13 protein-coding genes and 1 pseudogene are annotated in these 16,752 nt (G+C 62.0%); 1 reads left to right on the forward strand and 13 read right to left on the reverse strand.

All coding sequences use genetic code 11. From position 1 onward, the window contains the following. Positions 1–45 precede the first annotated feature (45 nt). From ACG2LG_RS05950 to ACG2LG_RS06010, 13 genes are all read right to left on the reverse strand, one after another. Complete coding sequence (locus ACG2LG_RS05950; RefSeq protein ID WP_396257215.1) at positions 46–720, reverse strand: DUF4276 family protein; 675 nt, start codon at positions 718–720, stop codon at positions 46–48. Continuing rightward, complete coding sequence (locus tag ACG2LG_RS05955) at positions 713–1,816, reverse strand: AAA family ATPase (protein ID WP_396257217.1); 1,104 nt, start codon at positions 1,814–1,816, stop codon at positions 713–715. The genes ACG2LG_RS05950 and ACG2LG_RS05955 overlap by 8 nt, the downstream gene beginning before the upstream one ends. A gap of 84 nt (positions 1,817–1,900) precedes the next feature. Then, positions 1,901–3,832 (reverse strand): site-specific DNA-methyltransferase, encoded by a 1,932-nt coding sequence (locus ACG2LG_RS05960; RefSeq protein ID WP_396257219.1) that lies wholly within the window; start codon positions 3,830–3,832, stop codon positions 1,901–1,903. Further along, positions 3,829–4,335: a hypothetical protein gene (locus ACG2LG_RS05965; protein WP_396257221.1), complete on the reverse strand. Its 507-nt coding sequence runs from the start codon at positions 4,333–4,335 to the stop codon at positions 3,829–3,831. The genes ACG2LG_RS05960 and ACG2LG_RS05965 overlap by 4 nt, the downstream gene beginning before the upstream one ends. A gap of 12 nt (positions 4,336–4,347) precedes the next feature. Then, positions 4,348–5,571 carry an ATP/GTP-binding protein gene (locus ACG2LG_RS05970; RefSeq protein WP_396257223.1) on the reverse strand — a complete coding sequence of 408 codons (1,224 nt, stop codon included), beginning with the start codon at positions 5,569–5,571 and terminating at the stop codon, positions 4,348–4,350. Between the two features lie 63 nt (positions 5,572–5,634). Beyond that, complete coding sequence (locus ACG2LG_RS05975) at positions 5,635–8,442, reverse strand: DEAD/DEAH box helicase family protein (RefSeq protein ID WP_396257224.1); 2,808 nt, start codon at positions 8,440–8,442, stop codon at positions 5,635–5,637. Positions 8,443–8,602: 160 nt separating this feature from the next. Next, positions 8,603–9,118 carry a hypothetical protein gene (locus tag ACG2LG_RS05980; RefSeq protein ID WP_396257225.1) on the reverse strand — a complete coding sequence of 172 codons (516 nt, stop codon included), beginning with the start codon at positions 9,116–9,118 and terminating at the stop codon, positions 8,603–8,605. A gap of 298 nt (positions 9,119–9,416) precedes the next feature. Beyond that, entirely contained in the window at positions 9,417–9,803 is a 387-nt protein-coding gene (locus tag ACG2LG_RS05985) for a hypothetical protein (protein WP_396257227.1), read from the reverse strand. A gap of 129 nt (positions 9,804–9,932) precedes the next feature. After that, on the reverse strand, positions 9,933–11,144 hold the full coding sequence (locus tag ACG2LG_RS05990) for an ImmA/IrrE family metallo-endopeptidase (RefSeq protein ID WP_396257229.1): 1,212 nt from the start codon (positions 11,142–11,144) through the stop codon (positions 9,933–9,935). Between the two features lie 743 nt (positions 11,145–11,887). Next, on the reverse strand, positions 11,888–13,291 hold the full coding sequence (locus tag ACG2LG_RS05995; RefSeq protein ID WP_396257231.1) for a PQQ-binding-like beta-propeller repeat protein: 1,404 nt from the start codon (positions 13,289–13,291) through the stop codon (positions 11,888–11,890). Between the two features lie 52 nt (positions 13,292–13,343). Further along, a complete protein-coding gene (yihA, locus tag ACG2LG_RS06000; protein ID WP_396257233.1) occupies positions 13,344–13,934 on the reverse strand; it encodes a ribosome biogenesis GTP-binding protein YihA/YsxC in 591 nt (196 codons plus the stop codon). Positions 13,935–14,067: 133 nt separating this feature from the next. Continuing rightward, positions 14,068–15,612 carry a LamG-like jellyroll fold domain-containing protein gene (locus ACG2LG_RS06005; protein WP_396257235.1) on the reverse strand — a complete coding sequence of 515 codons (1,545 nt, stop codon included), beginning with the start codon at positions 15,610–15,612 and terminating at the stop codon, positions 14,068–14,070. After that, on the reverse strand, positions 15,609–16,172 hold the full coding sequence (locus tag ACG2LG_RS06010) for an RNA polymerase sigma factor (protein WP_396257237.1): 564 nt from the start codon (positions 16,170–16,172) through the stop codon (positions 15,609–15,611). Before ACG2LG_RS06010 ends, ACG2LG_RS06005 begins: the two co-directional genes overlap by 4 nt. 171 nt (positions 16,173–16,343) lie before the next feature. Between ACG2LG_RS06010 and ACG2LG_RS06015 the strand changes: the two are divergent. Further along, positions 16,344–16,752, forward strand: a pseudogene (locus ACG2LG_RS06015) (hypothetical protein); the annotation flags it as partial.

Here is a 16,752-nt window from a genome sequence, read left to right on the forward strand (position 1 = left end):
TCTCTACTCCAGCTCGGCTATCGGTGTCAGGTAGATACCCGGCCCTCATGCCAATCCCTCGATGGTTGTGACCCACTGGTTGAACAATGGGCAGACCTCCCGCATCTTGGACAGCCCGATTTCCTTGGCGATGGCGATGCCGGTCGAAGTCTTCCGGAAGTGCCCGCTGGCCAGGCCATCCAGACGATGGCTCGGCGATGTGTCCCGCTCATGATTGATCGCCTCGGGCTCCCCACATTCCGTAACAATCGCCTGCACCACTCCGGGTTCGACACCGAGCTTGTCGGCCAAGGTCTCCGGGCAGCTGAAATACAGGGCCTCGATCTCGTGCATCACGAAGTGGGGCAGGAATCGCTCGAACGAACGCCACTCCTCGAGAGTCCTGTTCGCCGTCTCCTTCACCGCATCCGAAAGCATCGTCTGCTTCGCACTCGGAGCGGTTTCCCGCTTCGCCTCCTCGTAGCCTGGCCAATGATCCTTCAGCCCATAGAAATCAAGAAGCGTGGTGACGCATCGATTGTGACCCTGACGGAGGTGGGTTTGAAGATCGTGATAAAGGCGACTGTACTTCACATCACCCCCGTTTTCGCCCTTCTTCGTGAGGATCGTCGGCGTCATGTAAATGCCAAGCGTCTGGAAATGGGGTGCAAGGATCTCCTCGACAAACATCCGCTCCGTGGGACCCTCGCAGATCACGGCGACGTAAACCGGCTCACTCATGGCTCGGGCCTCCCGCGATCACGTTCTTCGTCCAGAGTTCGCCGACCGTGTAGGACTCCAGCCAGGCCTTGTAGTCCTTCTCTTCCAACCGGCTGAAGGTCGAGGCGCCGTCCTCCCTCTTGACCACCACGATGTCCTCGACCCCGAACTGGTCAAGCAAGGTGGCCGACTGGGTCGCAATGATCAACTGGGTGCGCTTGGCGGCGTCCTGGATCAGTTCGGCCAAAATCGAAAGTGCGTGCGGATGCAGGCCCAGTTCCGGCTCGTCGATGATGATCGAGGACGGCGGCTCCGGCTGCAGCAGCGCGGTCGCGAGCGCGATGAAGCGGATCGTCCCATCGGAAAGGTGGTAGGGCTGCATCGGATAATCCGAGCCTTTCTGTCGCCATGAAAGATTGATCTTCTTCGCCGCCCCCATCGCCCTGGGTTCGAGTACGAAATCGTCGAAGAATGGGGAAACCAACCTCACGGCATCGAGGATCGCCGTGTAACAGGGCTTTTCCCGATCCCGGAGCCGTTTCAGAAACGGAGCGAGGTTGGCCCCATCCGTGCGCAGTTCATCGTCATCCTCGACAATCTCATAGAGACGCATCCGGGCGCTGCGGCTGGTGTCGTGGAAGTGGTAGATCTGCCAGGAACGGATCGCATTGACGACCGGCCTGCTGTACGCGGAATCCTCGCTGTCTCCTTGTGCTTCCGCCGCGACCTTGGAGCGACCCTGCAAATTGTCGCCCATCTCCCACCAGCCACTCTGCGAATGGCGGTAGTAGCGAGCTTCATCGACGATGGCGGGCTCCTCATCGGGTCCGGGCTTCAAGGTGAAGCGGTGACCCCGATCCCCAAACCGGGTTTCAAAATACATCTCCCCGGTGACCTTCCGCCCGTTGAAGAGAAGGTCGCTCACCCCTCCGCTATCGATCACGAAATCGTTCAAACGACCGTCCATGAAGGCGTTCAGGAGGCGAAAGAAGCCGATCAGATTACTCTTACCCGCTCCATTCGCACCGATGAAGAGATTGAGGGATCGAAGTTTGAAATCTTCCAGTTCCCGGATCGACTTGAATCCCCGGATGGTGAGTTGGTCGAGTGGATTCATGGCTTGGCGGGCGGGCTCGTGGCTGCTGTCGCGAACCCTGCCTGTGGATGACGTTGGGATTTCTCGAATGCCGGATGGTGCATCCTAGAACGCGTTGAAGTGGTTGCCGAGGAGGTGCTTGAGGTTCCACTTGGCGGTGGTGGAGAGAGAGCGTTCGAGGCAGATGAAGAAGGGCTTGTCGCCGGTCTCGGCCAGCTCGCGGAGGCGGGCGATGGTGGCGTCCTGGATGTTCTCGCTCCAGGCGAGGCAGACGAGCGCCTTGCGGCGCGGGTCGGCGATTTCCCAGACGGTGTTGTCGGCGAAGTCGTCGCGGCGCTCGCGGCTGTAGTGGAGCTGGAAACCGTTCTTGAGCAGCACCTCGTCGAACACCGCCCGCTCGCCCGCCTCGTCGAGCGTCAGGAAGAACGCCGCCTCCTTCTCCTCAATGTAGCGACGGAGCGATTCCACGTTCTCTTCGTCGGTGGCTTCGGGATCGGGCTTGAACTCGCAGCGCGGGAAGTTCGATTTGGCCAGCCGATAGACCTTGAACCCGGCGTCGGGAATCGGCTGCGGATCATCGCCGTAGCCTTCGATTACGCGTTTGATGCGCTCGATGGTAATTGAAGAGATCGCCTTGAAGCCGAGATCGTGAATAGGATCGTCAGCTGGAATAGAGTCCGGAACTTGGACGACAATAAACTTCCGCCTAAGGAGATCGTCTGGGCGCTGTAGAACCGCTTGGGCGAATGTTCCGCTGCCGGCAAAAAAATCCATAACCAGATCGTCATCGTTCGAGGCCATCTCGATAATGGCCTTTAGTAAGGAGGCAGGCTTGGGAGTCTCGAACTCTATCGATGACCCCATAATCTCAGTGAATTCCGCCTTGGCCTGCCGGTTCTGCTCGACATAGTCCATGATCGACGGCCATGGAATCGTCGGTTCCTGCGGTGCAATCTCAATGTAATATGGAGCCCAGCCGTAATCGCGTTTGATCCACTCCGTGAGCCCCGCATCGCTTCGATTCTTCCACTCGCCTTTGCTCAGTACCCAGCGGCCCTCCCACCCCTCCTTAGGGTGAATTGGCCAGATTTCCTCTTTATCGGGAGATTCCAACGCATACCACATGGTGGGGCGATCCTTTCGGCGCGCATTTTTTCCATTCTTTCTAAGTTGGCGTCTGCGAGCCTTCCGTCCGTCCGCAAGCGTAAGCGGATAGGCATCAAGGATCTTTTCCTTAGCCATTCGCGAGAAATGGCATTTTTCCGTCCGCTGATACACCAGCAAATACTCGTGATAGTTTGAATGAAAGCGATCCTCCTCGTTTCGACTCGGGCTATCCATCTTCTGCCAAATGAACTGGGCAACGAAATTTTCGCGCCCGAACACTTCGTCAGCGACCCTTCGGAGATTTGCCACTTCGTGATCGTCAATACTGATGAAAATTGCGCCAGCCTCACTCAGGAGACTCCGTGCTACGAGGAGCCTAGTGTGGATCATTGAAAGCCAGTCGGAATGATAGCGACCCGAAGTATCCGGGTTTGACGTTAGTTTTACGCCGCCTGCCGTTTCACCTGTATCTTCCCAATATCGGGCGACTTCTCGGGCGTAGTCGTCTTTGTAGATGAAGTCACTTCCGGTGTTGTAGGGCGGGTCGATGTAAATGCACTTCACCTGCTCCCTGTAGGCATTCAGCAGCAGCTTGAGCGTCTCGAGGTTCTCTCCCTCGATGATCATGTTCCCGTCCGCTTTGTCCGGATTCACGGAGCGCTCCTCGTCATAGACCAGGGTCGCGGTCGTCGGCGTGAACGCTTCCCGCTTGGAGGCGGCCTTGCCGTACCACTTGAACTCGTAGCGCTCGGTCTCGTGGACCTCGTTGGGCTCGACGAGGCGCTTGAGTTCGTCGGGATTCAGCCGGCCCTCGTTGGTGAAGAGGTCGGGGAAGAGGCGCTTGAGTTCCGCCAGGCGCTCCGCGCGGAGGTCGGGCGTGGTGGGCAGCAGGTCATCCAGCGTGACGGAGTCGGTGGTGTCGTCGCTCATGGTCGGAAGGCGGAGAGGAGTTGCTTGAGGAGCGGGGATTGGGCGTGGCGGAGGAGTGTATCGGGGAAATGCTCGGCGTAGGGCTCCGGCAGATACTTTCCGGGCGGGGGCAGGACGGCATCGAACGCGCGCTTGCAGGCCGCTGTGTCGCCGGGTAGCGGATGGCCCAGCAGTTCGAGCAAAAAGGCCTCGATACAGGGCGACGGGGTAACCAGTTGATACCCGTTCGCCAAGGCCTTGCGGTGCCAAACCGCCGGAAGAGGCCGGTCGGTGTCGAACAAAACCAGCGTGCGGTCGAAGCCCCGGCGTTTGATGGCGGATCTGATGACATCCTGTGGCGATCCGCCCCGGGCATTGTGAATCTCCACCCGCACGCCGCAGTCCCGTGCGTAGAGAGCCTTCAGATGTTTGCAGAAGGCTTCCTCGGTAAAGCCCTCAACCACGATCTGCGCCGTGCGCCGTGCGCATCGCGGCTTTCGTTTCTGAGGTTGGCTGCGGGACATTGTCGTCGAATCTCAGGAAAACTCGGGAACCCCGCCGTAGCTGCCGGCGTGGTATTTCTCGAAGAGGTTTTCGACATTGCGCGGCGCCTTCCCTCCTTTTGCTTTGCGGAAGGAGTCCAAACGGTAGGCTCGTGAGACGAGGTCATCGCCCTTTTCGACCAAGTAGACCTGGTATTTGTGGAGGGTATCACGGAGCAGAAAGTCGGTGTGGAAGGTGGCGATCAGCTGCGCGTCCTTCGGATTGGTGGCGGGGTTGAAGAACAGATCGACAATGGCGCGGACCATGTGGGGGTGGAGCCCGGACTCGAACTCGTCGATAAAGGCGACTCCGCCGGACTCCAGAACGGGAAGCAGGTAGCGGAGCAAGACGAACAGCGCCTGAGTGCCACGAGATTCCTGCATCAAGGCGCGGAGATGGTTCCGACCGGCGACCTGATGCTCGGCGACCGGGAAAGTAAACTCGTATTCCTTGCCATCCGGCCCGGTGTTCTTGATCCGTTCGGTCCGTACCTTGGTCAGCCCGAGGTCAAAGCCCGCCATCAAGGATGAAGCACGGCGTAGGGTCTCGGGGTCAGCGTCGAAAAACTCGGCGGCGCTCACGAGATTGGTGAACTCCGCGTCGTGGAGCGGGGTGCGACCGTCCGGCCCGAGGTTGCCGTGCAGCGAGAGAAAGAACGGGTGCAGGCGCAGGGCCAGTTCGTGCTCCTGGAGGAGCGCGGAGGACAACCAAGAGGCATTGGCCCGCAGGGGCACCTGGGCAGCGGGGCCGATATCCTGAGCCTTGAATTCATATTCACCTGCCTCTTCGTCCCAAATCCGCTCGAAAAGGTAGGAAAAGCGGGTCTTCTTGCGGTGAAGCGACTCGCTCAGCACCCGGTCCCGGCGGAAGGTCGCCTCATACAGATAGTGACCTCCGCCGAACTCGAACTCGACGGCAATTTCGGTCGGCCGCTCGCCGTCGCCATCACCGAACGCAAAAGCCTCGAAAAGGATTTCGGAACCGGGCTTGGCCCGCGCTGAATCGAGGACGAACCAGGCGAGGAAACCCAGCGGCTTGAGGAGGTTGGTCTTGCCCGAGGCATTGGCCCCGAAAACCCCGGTCACATGGTTCACGCGGTAGCCAGCTTCAGTCTCCACGATTCCTGGACGGTCGCCGGCGCGAAGACCGACGGTGAAGTCCACCTCGGTCTCTTCCGCGAACGAGTAGAAATTCCTGAAGGTGTAGCGAATGATCATGACCGATCGAAAATGTCAGAAATTTGACGTTTTTCAATCATATTAAAGGAAGCCGGCGTCGATTCAGGCCCGAGATTCGGAGTCACAGGACGGGTGGGTGTCGGGTGTGGCGGTGGCGGCCTGCAGGGTGGCCCCGAAGTTCTGGCGCGGCGCGAAGAAGCCGGCGGGCTGCTTCGCACCGTACTCGACCTCGTCCTCCCGCACGTTCGGATCGAAGCGGGTGACGGGTGCCTTGTAGAGAAGGGTGGTGTTGGCGGTGATGCCGAGGGCGGCGAAGTGCTTGATGGCGCACTTGATCTTCACCTGCTCCTCGGGCGTGAGCTGGTCGATGTTGTCGGTCGATTTGGTTTCGACCACGAGGTGGAGTTCGATTTCCTCATCCTCCCGCAGCGCCTTGTGGGAGACGACGACGCCGAAGTCGGGCGTGTAGGTGCTGGTGCCGCCCTTCAACGAGGGCACGGGGATCTTGTAGAAATCCGGGAGCTTGAGCAGGGCGAGGACGCGCGGATGAGCGTCGGCCTCCTTGGCGAAGCGGATCTCCGGCCCCGAATCGGAATCGATGATGACGTGGTCGTAGATGCCGTGGTTCGGCGTGGCCTCGGTGGCGCGGTAGGTTTCGATGACTTCCTCGAACTCCTCCCGCTCCCACTTCTCGCCGGTGGGCGTGTAGCTGATCGTGCGGACCATCTCATCGACGGCGAGCCGGTTGATGTGCTCGGTGGCGAGGTGAAGGTAGCGCGGCGGGTTCCGGACGAGCTGATCGAAGTTGGTGATCTCCTTCACGATCCGGATCACCGTGCCGTAGGCGAGCGCGGTGTTTTCGGACAGCTCCTCGATCAGGTCGATGGCGGCGAAATCGGCGGCGAGCACCACCGTTTCCCGCCCCAGGTCGGCGGAGCGGGCGCCCTCATCGGCGGAAAGCGCGTCGATGCGAGTGAGCGAAACCTCGGCCTCGTAGCGCTGGAGATCGATGGCGTTGAGCTTTTCGGCGCACTTCGCCACCAGGTCGGCCTCGTCGAAGGTCACGGCGTAGTCGGTGCGGCGGGAAAGCCGCTCCCAGAAGCGGCGGAAGGGCGCGCTGTCGAAGAGGTCGCGGTTGAGGCGGACCTTCTTCATTCCCTTCCGCCTGCCCTTGGGGCTGTGACGGACCGGCACCCGCTGGTGCAGCTCGTCCTGGTACTGGGTGACGAAGGTTTCGTAGGTTTCGTTGGGGATGACGGTGAGGAGGTTGATTTCCTCGCCCTCGGGCGTGGAGTCCTCGTCATACACCCGCTGGCCCGCCTGGTTGCGGCAGATGCGGAGACCCCGGCCGATCTCCTGGCGCTTCTTGATGTCGGAGTAGGTCTCGTTGAGCGTGGCGATGGTGAAGACGTTCGGATTGTCCCAGCCGACGCCGAGGGCGGAGTGGGAGAAGATGAACTGCCGGGGGTTGTCGAAGGCGAGCAGGGCCTCCTTGTCGCGCAGGATCTCGTCGTAGATCTCGCGCTGCTTGGCCATGGAGTTCTCGTTGTCGGTGAACTCCCCGGCGTTGGTCTTCGCGAAATAATAGGCCTGGACCTCGTGGACCATGCCGTCGGGCGGGTCTTCCTTGTAGTGATCGCGGTAGGCTTTCGGGAATTCCTCGACGAAGAGCGTCTTGATCTTGCCGTCGTCGGCCATGTAATTGGCGACGCGGTCGATGAAGACGAGGGCGAGCGGCTTGATTCCGAGGGGCTTGAGCTTCTCGACCTTCTCGAAGTGCCGGTAGCAGAGCCAGTAGAGTTGCTGGCGGAAGATGCCCCTCACGTCGCCGGTGGCGGCGTTCGGAGACAGCTCGATGCCGTTGCTGAATTTCACCATGGCCCCGCCACCGCGCAGGCCCTGGGCACGGATGTGCTCGATGCGGAAGCCGCGGTAGGAGAGATTGTTGGTGGCATCCTCCAGGGAGTCGCCGTCCTTGAGCCATTTGGTGGGCGCGGACTTGAAGCCGCCCGCCATCTGCCGCCAGGCCTTGAACTTGGCCTTGGGTCTTCCCTTCCCGGTTTGGATTTCGAGGAGTTCGAGCTTGAGCGTGGCCTCGTCGTTGATTTCCGCGACGGAAAGCACCTCGATTTTCTTCACGAGCCGCTGGTTGTAGGCATCGAAGGGCGAGAGCCGGTAGAGGAGGTTGCGGACGACCTTGTGGGTGGCGGAGTAGCGCAGGCGGGCGACGGGATTCAGCTCGAGGAGCCGGGGGCGCAGGTTGTCGGTGTCCATGCCCTCCTGCGGCTCGTCCATAATGACGATGGGCCGGACCTTGGCGAGGGCCTGCCAGTAGGTGCCGCCATCGGGCGCGTCCTCCAGCTTCTCACCGCCGCGGTTGATGATGTTGTCGTCCGCGCTGAACGAGTGGGTGGTCATGATCATGACCTGGAGGTCGGTGCCCTCGATGAAGCGCTTCACCTTGGTGAGGCGCTTGCTGTTGTATTCGAAGGCGTGGAGCGGGATGTTGTAGAGGCGCTCGAGCTGGGGACGGAAGGACTCGATGGTGTCGAGCACGCCCTCGCGGATGGGCACGGAGGGGACGAGGATGATGAACTTGGTAAAGCCGTATTCGCGGCACAGCTCGTAGATGGTCCGGAGGTAAACGAGCGTCTTGCCCGTTCCGGTCTCCATCTCGATGCAGTAGTCGGGCTCGATATTGAAATTCGCCTCCCCCGGGCCGATGCCGTTGTCGGCGGCGATCGCCTCGACGTTGCGGACGATTTCCCGCGGGGCCAGGTCGAGACGGTTCGGGTAGCAGTCGCCCTCGAACTCCAGGCTGAAGTAGCTCCGCTGCTGGCCCTCGAAGATCCGCACGGCAGCCTCGATCGCCTGCCGCTGGTAGGGAAGATCTTCGAGTTTGAACGACATGGGCGATGCAATGGTGAGAGGGATGACGGGTCGGTCTGCCTAACGGGGCACAGGATGCTTGCAAAGGCGGTGCAAGGTCAATGCAGCAGGCTCCGTGGCCCGGGGCCGCATCGGGAGCCAACCTGGAAATCGGACGCGAGAGCGCCTTGGAAGTCATCCGTCACGCCAACACCTCTGAGGCTCCCCCGAGTAATTGCAGCGCCAGTGCTTCGCACGGCTCAAAATCCCCTGCCCGCTGCGGCTTCACCTCGAAAAACTTCTTTCTCCAGGCGGCTCGGGGCCAGCGGTGCTGGTGGAAATACAGGAGCGCGGAGACCCCATCCAGCCGTCCAACGCTCTGGGCATTCAAATCGTCGGCCCACGCGAGCCACGCCGGCTCCTCGGCCAACGAAGGATCCAGCTCCAGAAGATCCAGGAGGTTTCCAGTGGGCCGCAGGATCGAAGGTCGGCCGACACTACCAGCCGTCTCGACCACAAGTTCTTCAGCTATGAAGGCTTCGATTTCGCGCGCGAACTCGTCCGAATGGGTGCCGCGGTACTGGAAGTCGAAGCGCTCCGGGAAAGGACCACCCATGACTTGGAGGATATGGACGATCTTCTGGAGCTTCGTGCGGGTTTCGACCGATTTCAGCCGGCGAAGGAGTACTCCGGTGCGGGCAACGGGATGGGAATTCATGGCTGGAGGATAATTGCTCAAGAAATTGCGGATCAGCGGATTGGAGAAGCTACGCTCGCCACCAGTCGACGCTCTCCGAATTCCAATTTGCATGAAGGAGCTTGACCAAATCAAGGAAATGTTCACCCGAACACTCTCTTGTGTGGTCGATTCATCGTTTGGCATTCCAAACTACCGCCTTGCACCGGTGCTGGCGAAGTGCTCTCCTTTCTCAAGAAATGGCCACCGGCCCTTCCGGACCGGTGGCACTCTTCGACGGAAGCCGTCGTCTTGATCGCGTGATTCTTGCAGGAATCGATCAAGCGGCGGCTTCCTCGTTTTCTTCGTCGGACCGGCGGGTGAGGCCGGTGGCCCGCTCGCTCTTGGGCACGAAGCCCATGGCGCGATACAGCGGGCTGTCCTCGCCGTGGTCCGGGTGGCTGCGGACGCCGTGGGCGACCCGGATGAGGAGGGCATTGAGCGCCTTCTCTTCCTGATTGCGCACCTTGAGAGCCGCCGAGCGGCTCACGGTGAGCGTCCGCAATTCGTCCAGCGCGGCTTCAAGGGGCCCCATGGCCGTCTCGAGTTCCGCGAGGGTCAATCCCCCGAACGCCGCGTCCGGGGCCAGCTCCTTCCACGCCGAGTGGAAGTCTTCGGCCTTTCTGGCAGGCCGACGCCGTTTGGTGGTGGTGGCATTGGTATCCATCTTGGATTCAATGTTGGGTGGAGACCGCCGTTGGTTGTCCCGACCCCGCACTCGCGGGCGGGCCGTGGTTGGGTCTCCGGCTTTTTCCGGAACGGAGGTCCGCGCGGGGTCCTCCGCTTGGGAAATCGATTACTTGGGCCATTGGTCGTCGGTGAATCCGAGAGCCTCGCGGGCCATTCCCTGGCCGACGAGGGTGCGGTGTTTGCGGTAGTCGTTGGCCTCGCGGCGAAGGCGGCCGGCGATCACCGCTACCCCGATGCGCAGGTCGCGGGCGGCACGGCGGATCTGGCCGGCAAGCTTCAGCGTCCTGACCACCTCCCATTTCGGAGGCGGGATCAGGGTGTCGAGGGCGAAGCGGTCGGCCTCCTGCTCGACCCGGCCGCTGCGCGCGGAGTCGAAATCGCAGTCGAACAGTGGCCGCCCGCCGGGATCGAGGTGGTTGAGCACGTGGCCCAGCTCGTGGAAGAGGGTGAACCAGAAGTTGTCGAGCCGGTCGAGGCGCAGGGTGAGCCCGATGATCGGTCGGCCATCGTCCGCGAGCAGCGCCGCGCCGTCCAGCCGGGTGCCATCGAGGCGTGGCTCGACGACCACCGGCAGGCCGCGCTCGCGAAGCTCGTCGATGGCCTTGACCAGGCCGTCGTCGAAGTAGCTCAGGCTGGCCAGCCAGTGGACGAAGGCCCCGTCAAAGGCCTTGCGATCCCATTTCGGGAGGTCTTCCTCCTCCGCGACCCGCGTCCTCACGCGGTGCGCCCAAGCCTCGAGTGCGTGGACGTTGATCGCCTTCTTGCCCGTGGCTTTCCGAGGCAGGGCGGGAACCAGAGGGGCGGTTCCGACGGTGAAAAAACGTCGCAGCAGGTCGGGCTTGTCCCTGGAGTCCCGCTTCCAGTTTCTCTCGCGACCGGGGAAATAGCCGCGATCGTACATCTGCTTGATCGGGTAGTCCCCGGGGTCGAATTCCCGCTCGGGAGCAGGTTCGGGTTCAGGCACCGCGACGCCCAGCAGCGAATCGGTGGGGATTCCCCACTCACGGTACAAGGCGCGCATCATGTCGGGTGTGAGCCCCCGTTTCCCGGAGAGGATCTCCGAGGCGCGGTTGGCCCCGCCGACGAGTCGGCCGAGGTCCTTGGCTTTGTAGTCGCACTGCATCATCCGGAACTTGATGGCTTCGATGGGATCGGGTGGCGGGACGGGGTGGTGCTTTTCTTCGTAGTCGGCGAGCAGGACGCTCAGGATCTCCAACTCATCCCGTTCGGGCTCCGTCAGCTCAACGCCGCGGGCCACCAGCACGTCGAAGCGCTCCAGCGCCTCCTCGTGCCGTTTGGGAGTGTTGATCGGTTTCATATTCGGTTCGCGTGGTCATGGGGTTGCTGTGTTCATGGCGTGGGGGGTATTCGGGGGAAAGCGATAGGTCTCGGGAGCTGGAGCAATGGCAATCGCCCGAACCGTCCCGACCTCGAAGGAAACCGAGAAGCGGATGCCGATGTCGGCCCCGGTGAGTGAAACGTGAAAGCTATCATCCTCCAGAACCCATGATCGGGGATAGCGCCGCCGGACCTCGTCCACTCCCTCCCATCGAGCCTTCCGGACTTCGTTGGCCCAGGCCCGAAAAGGCTGTGCGCAATGACGTTGCGCGTCGGCTAGCAGGGCGCTCGTCTTTCCAACTAAAACCATGCAGCGGAACATGCCCTGGTTGCCATTAGTTAAGCAAGCCAAAATTCCATATTTGGGAACTTTATTAAAGAATCCATCCCGAAATCTTTCTACCGAACCCGCAAAGCGCCTTCTAAAAATGGGTGAACGCCCTGGCCCGGGAGGTAAGAGGCGCTCCCAACGGCCCGGACCTCCTTCAAAACCGGCCGAACCCCTTTTCCAAACGCTCCGGCACCCTTCCCGACCGCCCAAGCCCTCTTCCCGTGTCGCTGGGACCCTTTTTCTCGATCGGTGAGGTCGCTCTCAACACGAGAAGACCGAGTGACCGGCTCTCGCACACCTCGGCAGGCTGCCGCATTGCAGACCTGATCGCACCCGACCGATACGAACGGAAGCCGTCGGCTCTCATCAAGACGACTGAAAAGCGCCCGCCCCTACCCCTTCACATCGTAGCAGAAAAGCAGGTCCTGGTCGCGCAGGTAGAGCCGGCCGCCGATGACCACGGGCCGGGTCCAGACCTTGCCGTTGGTTCCCTCACGCAGCTTGGTCTTCTTCGGCAGGTCGAACCGGCCCTTCTCACGGTAGCCGTCGGGTGTCGCTTCGGCGAGGAAGGTGGAGCCCTCGTGCTCGTCGAGACCGTAGATCATGCCGTCGGCGTAGTGGACCGCTCCCTTCTGCAGGCCTTCGCCCTTCTCCGACCAGACACGCTCGCCGGTCTTCCAGTCCTGACAGAGCAGGCCGGCTCCGTCGGAGAATCCGTAAATGTGCCCGTCCACCAGCACCACGCCGCCATGATGGTTCTTCATCACCTTGTTCTCCCAGACCTCCTCGGCGGAGTCCTTGCCGATCTTCACCAGCTTGCTGCCGGCGCCGTAGCCGGCGGTGATGTAAACGTGGCCGTCGTGGTAAACCGGTGTCGGAATCACCGCGGTCCGTCCCTGCTTCCAATCCGAGGTCCAGAGCAGTTTCCCGGTCCCGGCATCGACCCCGGCAAACTGCTTCATGAAGAGTTGGACATACTGCTTCCCGCCATCCGCCTCGGCGATGATGACCGATGAATACTGCGCGTCGTCGGTGAGGCCCTCGCTTTTCCAGATCACGTCCCCGGTCTCCTTGTTCAGCGCGACGATGGCACCTCCCTTGCCGCCCGGCGTGACGATCAGTTTCTCACCATCCACCAGCGGCGACTCGGAGTAGCCCCAGGCCGGGACCTTGCCACCGAAGTCCTTCACCAGCTCCACACCCCAGAGCTTGGAACCATCCTTGATGTCCACGCAGGCCACCGAGCCGTTTGCGGACATCACGTAGAGCCTTCCATCACTAATCGTCGGTGCCCCACGCGGCCCCCCGCCCCAACCGGTGTTGTAACCCTGCCCCTCGTCATCGCCGATCGGGGTGCTCCACAGCTCCTTGCCGGTGGCTTCGTCGAGGCAGATGATCTCGGCCTCGCCGTCGCGCGTGCCGCTGAAGTAGATCCGCCCGCCGGTGATCGAGGGCGAGCTGTAGCCCTTGCCGCCGTTCTCGAAAGTCCAGAGCAACTCCGGTCCACCCTCCGGCCACTCCTTCAGGAGTCCTGTGTCCGGTGAACGGTTGTCGCGGTTGGGACCCTGCCAAGAGGGCCAGTCGGCGGATCCCTGATTTGCCACAAATTCCCGGTCGTCGGGAACCAGCTGGGACAGGGCGATCTCGAATTCCCGCCCGTCCGCGCGTCGCAGCTTCACCTGGTCGCCGGAGCGGCCGACGAACTCCGCCTCGACCGTCCGGCCCGAATCGGCCTCGGTCCAGGTCCGACCCTCGACCATCAAGGTCGCCGCGAAAAACAGCCAAAGTGTCTTCATCAGCGGCATTACATTCCACAACCGCCGGGCATTTCAAGAATCGACGCCCGGATCACTCGAGCGCCTCGCCGATGAACCGGAGCAGCTCGTCGCGGCCCCGCCCATCGGTGATGGAAGTCACGTGGACCCGGGGCTCTCCCTCGACCCGCTCGGCGAGGGCCGCGAGAAACGCGTCGACGTTCTTTTTCAGGCGACCCGCCTTCACCTTGTCGGCCTTGGTGAAGACGAGGACGAAGGGAATGCCGTTGACCGCCAGCCAGTCGCAGAAGTCGAGGTCGAGCTGCTGCGGAGTGTGCCGGGCGTCGATCAGGACGAAGACGCAGGACAAGGCCTCCCGCTGCGCCAGATACTCGGAGACCGCGCGTTGGAAGCCCTCGCGCATCTTTACGGGAATCTTGGCGTAGCCGTAGCCCGGCAGGTCGACCAGCGACCACTCGTTGTTGATCGTGAAAAAGTTGATCAGCCGGGTCGCCCCGGGGGTCGACGACACCCGGGCCAGCCCCTTCCGCCCGACCAGCATGTTGATCAGCGACGACTTGCCGACATTCGATCGCCCGATGAAGGCGAACTCCTGGAATCTCTCCGGCGGACAGCTTTCGAGATCCGGCGCGCTGGTGGCGAACTCGGCAGATTTGATCTTCACGAATGGAGACTGCGGGCAGAAAGCCCACCCCGTCCAGCCCTACCCCGCTTTCCGCAAGCCAGCACGGTGCCAGTTCGAGGGTCTTGGATCAAGAAGATGCTCCACTGTCGGTTCGACGGCCCTCCGACATCCCCTACCTCGGCGGCTCGTTGCGCTCCATGAGCACCCGGATCTCGTCCTGGGACAGGGCGGCATCGAAGATGTAGACTTCATCGACGGCTCCGCGGAAGAATCGGACCCCATGCGCATTCGAGGTGACGTCCTTGCCCAGCAGGACACCGTGAGAGGCCTCCTGGACTTGGGTGTCGATCACCCCTAGGACCCGTCTCGAAATCGGCTCCAGAGATCCGTCGATGAAAAGCAGGACGTGCTGGCCGAAGCTCGGATCGGCAGCAGGATAGAGAACCACCGCGACATGGTGCCACTGGTCGTCGCGCAAATCGGTGGTGCCGATCGCCATGCCCCCGTGCGCGCCCACCCGCAGTCGGCCGACCAAGCCGTCCCTCTCCAGTGGATTGGCGGAGACCTGCCAGACCCGCCCCGGGTCCTCCTCGTCAAACTCACCCCAGGAAATCATGGCGAAGCCCTGCTGGAGGTCGAAGTCCCGCGGAACCCTCACCCAGAGCGCCACGGTGCGGGGCCTGTTGCCTCCGATGCCGCGATAGCTGCTTTCCCCATGGCCACCTTCGCCGTCAAAATGAATGGCGGTGCCAAAGGGCCCGTCCACCAGACGGGTGCCGGACCGCAATTCCAAATCGGCACCCTCTTCGCCCAATCCCTGGCTCAGGCCGGGGATCACCCCGTCATTGCCGGGCTCGAAGGACCAGTGCGCCATCCCCAGATCCCTGCCGCGCTGCGGAGGCAGGGAGGAGTAGAAGGAACCCTGATCGATAGGAATCCTGACGCTGAGCTGCCCTGATTGCCGGAGCGCCTGGTTCTTCCCCAAGTGAATCCGCTCGCTGCTGTTGCTGGGCAGGGCTTCCACCTCCCCCTCGAGCACGTGGGTCTCAACCTCTCCGGTCTTCCCGTCGACGGAAACGCCGAATTCCGTGCCTAAATCCACCACGGTGCCCTTGGGGGTTTCCAGACGGTAGCCTTGGCCCTTCTCGGTCACCCGCAGAACCACCCGGCCGCGAAGGAGACGCGCACTGTCCGCACCGGTGAATTCCAACTCGAACGGACCCTCGGCGATCATGCGTCCGCGCCCGGCGAGGTCGAGTTCCAGCAAGCCCGCCCCGAAGCGAAGCGAATCCCCCCGGAGGAGGCCATCTCCCACTTCGAAGGTTTCGTTCTCTCCGAGAGCCACGACGTTGGAAATGGTCGCCACCGGGCGAGGCATGCGACTCCACATCAAGAGTCCGGCCGCCAGCATCACCACGGCGGCAGCGGCCCACCGGGTGGCCCTCCGGAAGCGAACCTTCCGGATCTTCCGATGCACACCGGCCTCGAAACTTTCCCGGTCCGCCTCGGCACACGCTTCCAGGCACCTGTCGATCCATTCCTCCCGGGGTGCCTCCTTTTCCATCGCGACGCCCAGCAAGCCATGCAGCGAGGCTTGGTCCGCCAGCTTCTGCCTTAGAACTGGCTCCCGTTCCAGGCATTGCCGGAGCTCGACCAGTTCGCCGGGTTCAAGTGGTCCGGCCAGCAGCCGGGCGATCAGTTGTTCGCCACGGTTCATGCTTCGCTCCGTTGGAGTTCACGCCGTATGCACTCGGCAAGCGATTCTCTCAGCCGGTGGAACTGCATGCTAAGGGCGGAATAGCCCTTGCCGGTTTCCTCGCTGATCTCCCGCACGCTGCTTCCCATCACGTAACGATGACCGAGCAGTTTCCTTGCCTGGTCCGGCAGCCGTTGGAGGCACTCCTGGAGGGCGTCCAGCTTTTCATGCGTCGGTCGGACCTCCTCCGAGTGGGCGCAGCTCTGCTCCAGCAGGGCCTGCAATTCCGTGCTGCCCCCGGCGGCCACTTCGCGATGCTTGCGGATGAAATTGCGGAGGTGGTTTTGCGCGATGCCGCGGAGCCAAGTCCGGACGCTCGAATCCCCCCGGAAGGTGCGGAAGTTCAGGTAGGCCGTCACGAAGACATCCTGCGCCAGGTCGTCGGCGCTCGCCCAGTCCCGGAGGCGGCTGCGGAAGTAGCCGCGCACCCACATCTGGTTCTCCCGCACAACCTCCCCAAAGGGTTCGGAATGATCCTCCTGACCTCCGGGGTCCTGATGTGGTTCCTGTTGGTCGTGCATGGTCACCAATCTCTTGGTGTAGCAAGCCACGCAAATCACCACACCAAAATGCCAAATCGAAAAATGTGATACTCGGGACCAGCGGGAACACTCTTCACCGACGGCCTACGACTCGCGTCGAAGTTGAAGCGAAACAGTGGCCCCCGGAAAATCCGCCCACCCCAAACAATCATGAACCTCAAGGCCTCGCATATTTCACCCTTTTTGGCCCTCCACCTGGCCCTCCTTGGCCCATCCCATGCCGGAGTCGTGGGGATCGACAGTGTCACTCTCGGGGGTTCGAACGAGTTGCTCACCGCAACCGTGGGAGGCACCGCCTACTCGGGAGGCGTGATCGCGGACGCGGCAGCGGACAACCGTGCCAATAACATGACGCTCACCGTCGGGGCGGTCGCCCCGACCGGCACCGTCTCATCGGCTTCAGACGTCCACCAGGGAGCGGCTATCGACAACGATCTCCTGACTGGTGTGGCCGGGAGTCTAGCCTCTTCGCAGTCGGGTGGCATTCTTAGTCTCAAGTGGAATGCCTCGGGCGGAGGTTTCACTGACAACGACGCCGATCCGGACTTCTTCGTCTTCG

The sequence above is a fragment of the Haloferula sp. A504 genome (genome assembly GCF_044385805.1).
Lineage (GTDB): Bacteria > Verrucomicrobiota > Verrucomicrobiia > Verrucomicrobiales > Akkermansiaceae > Haloferula.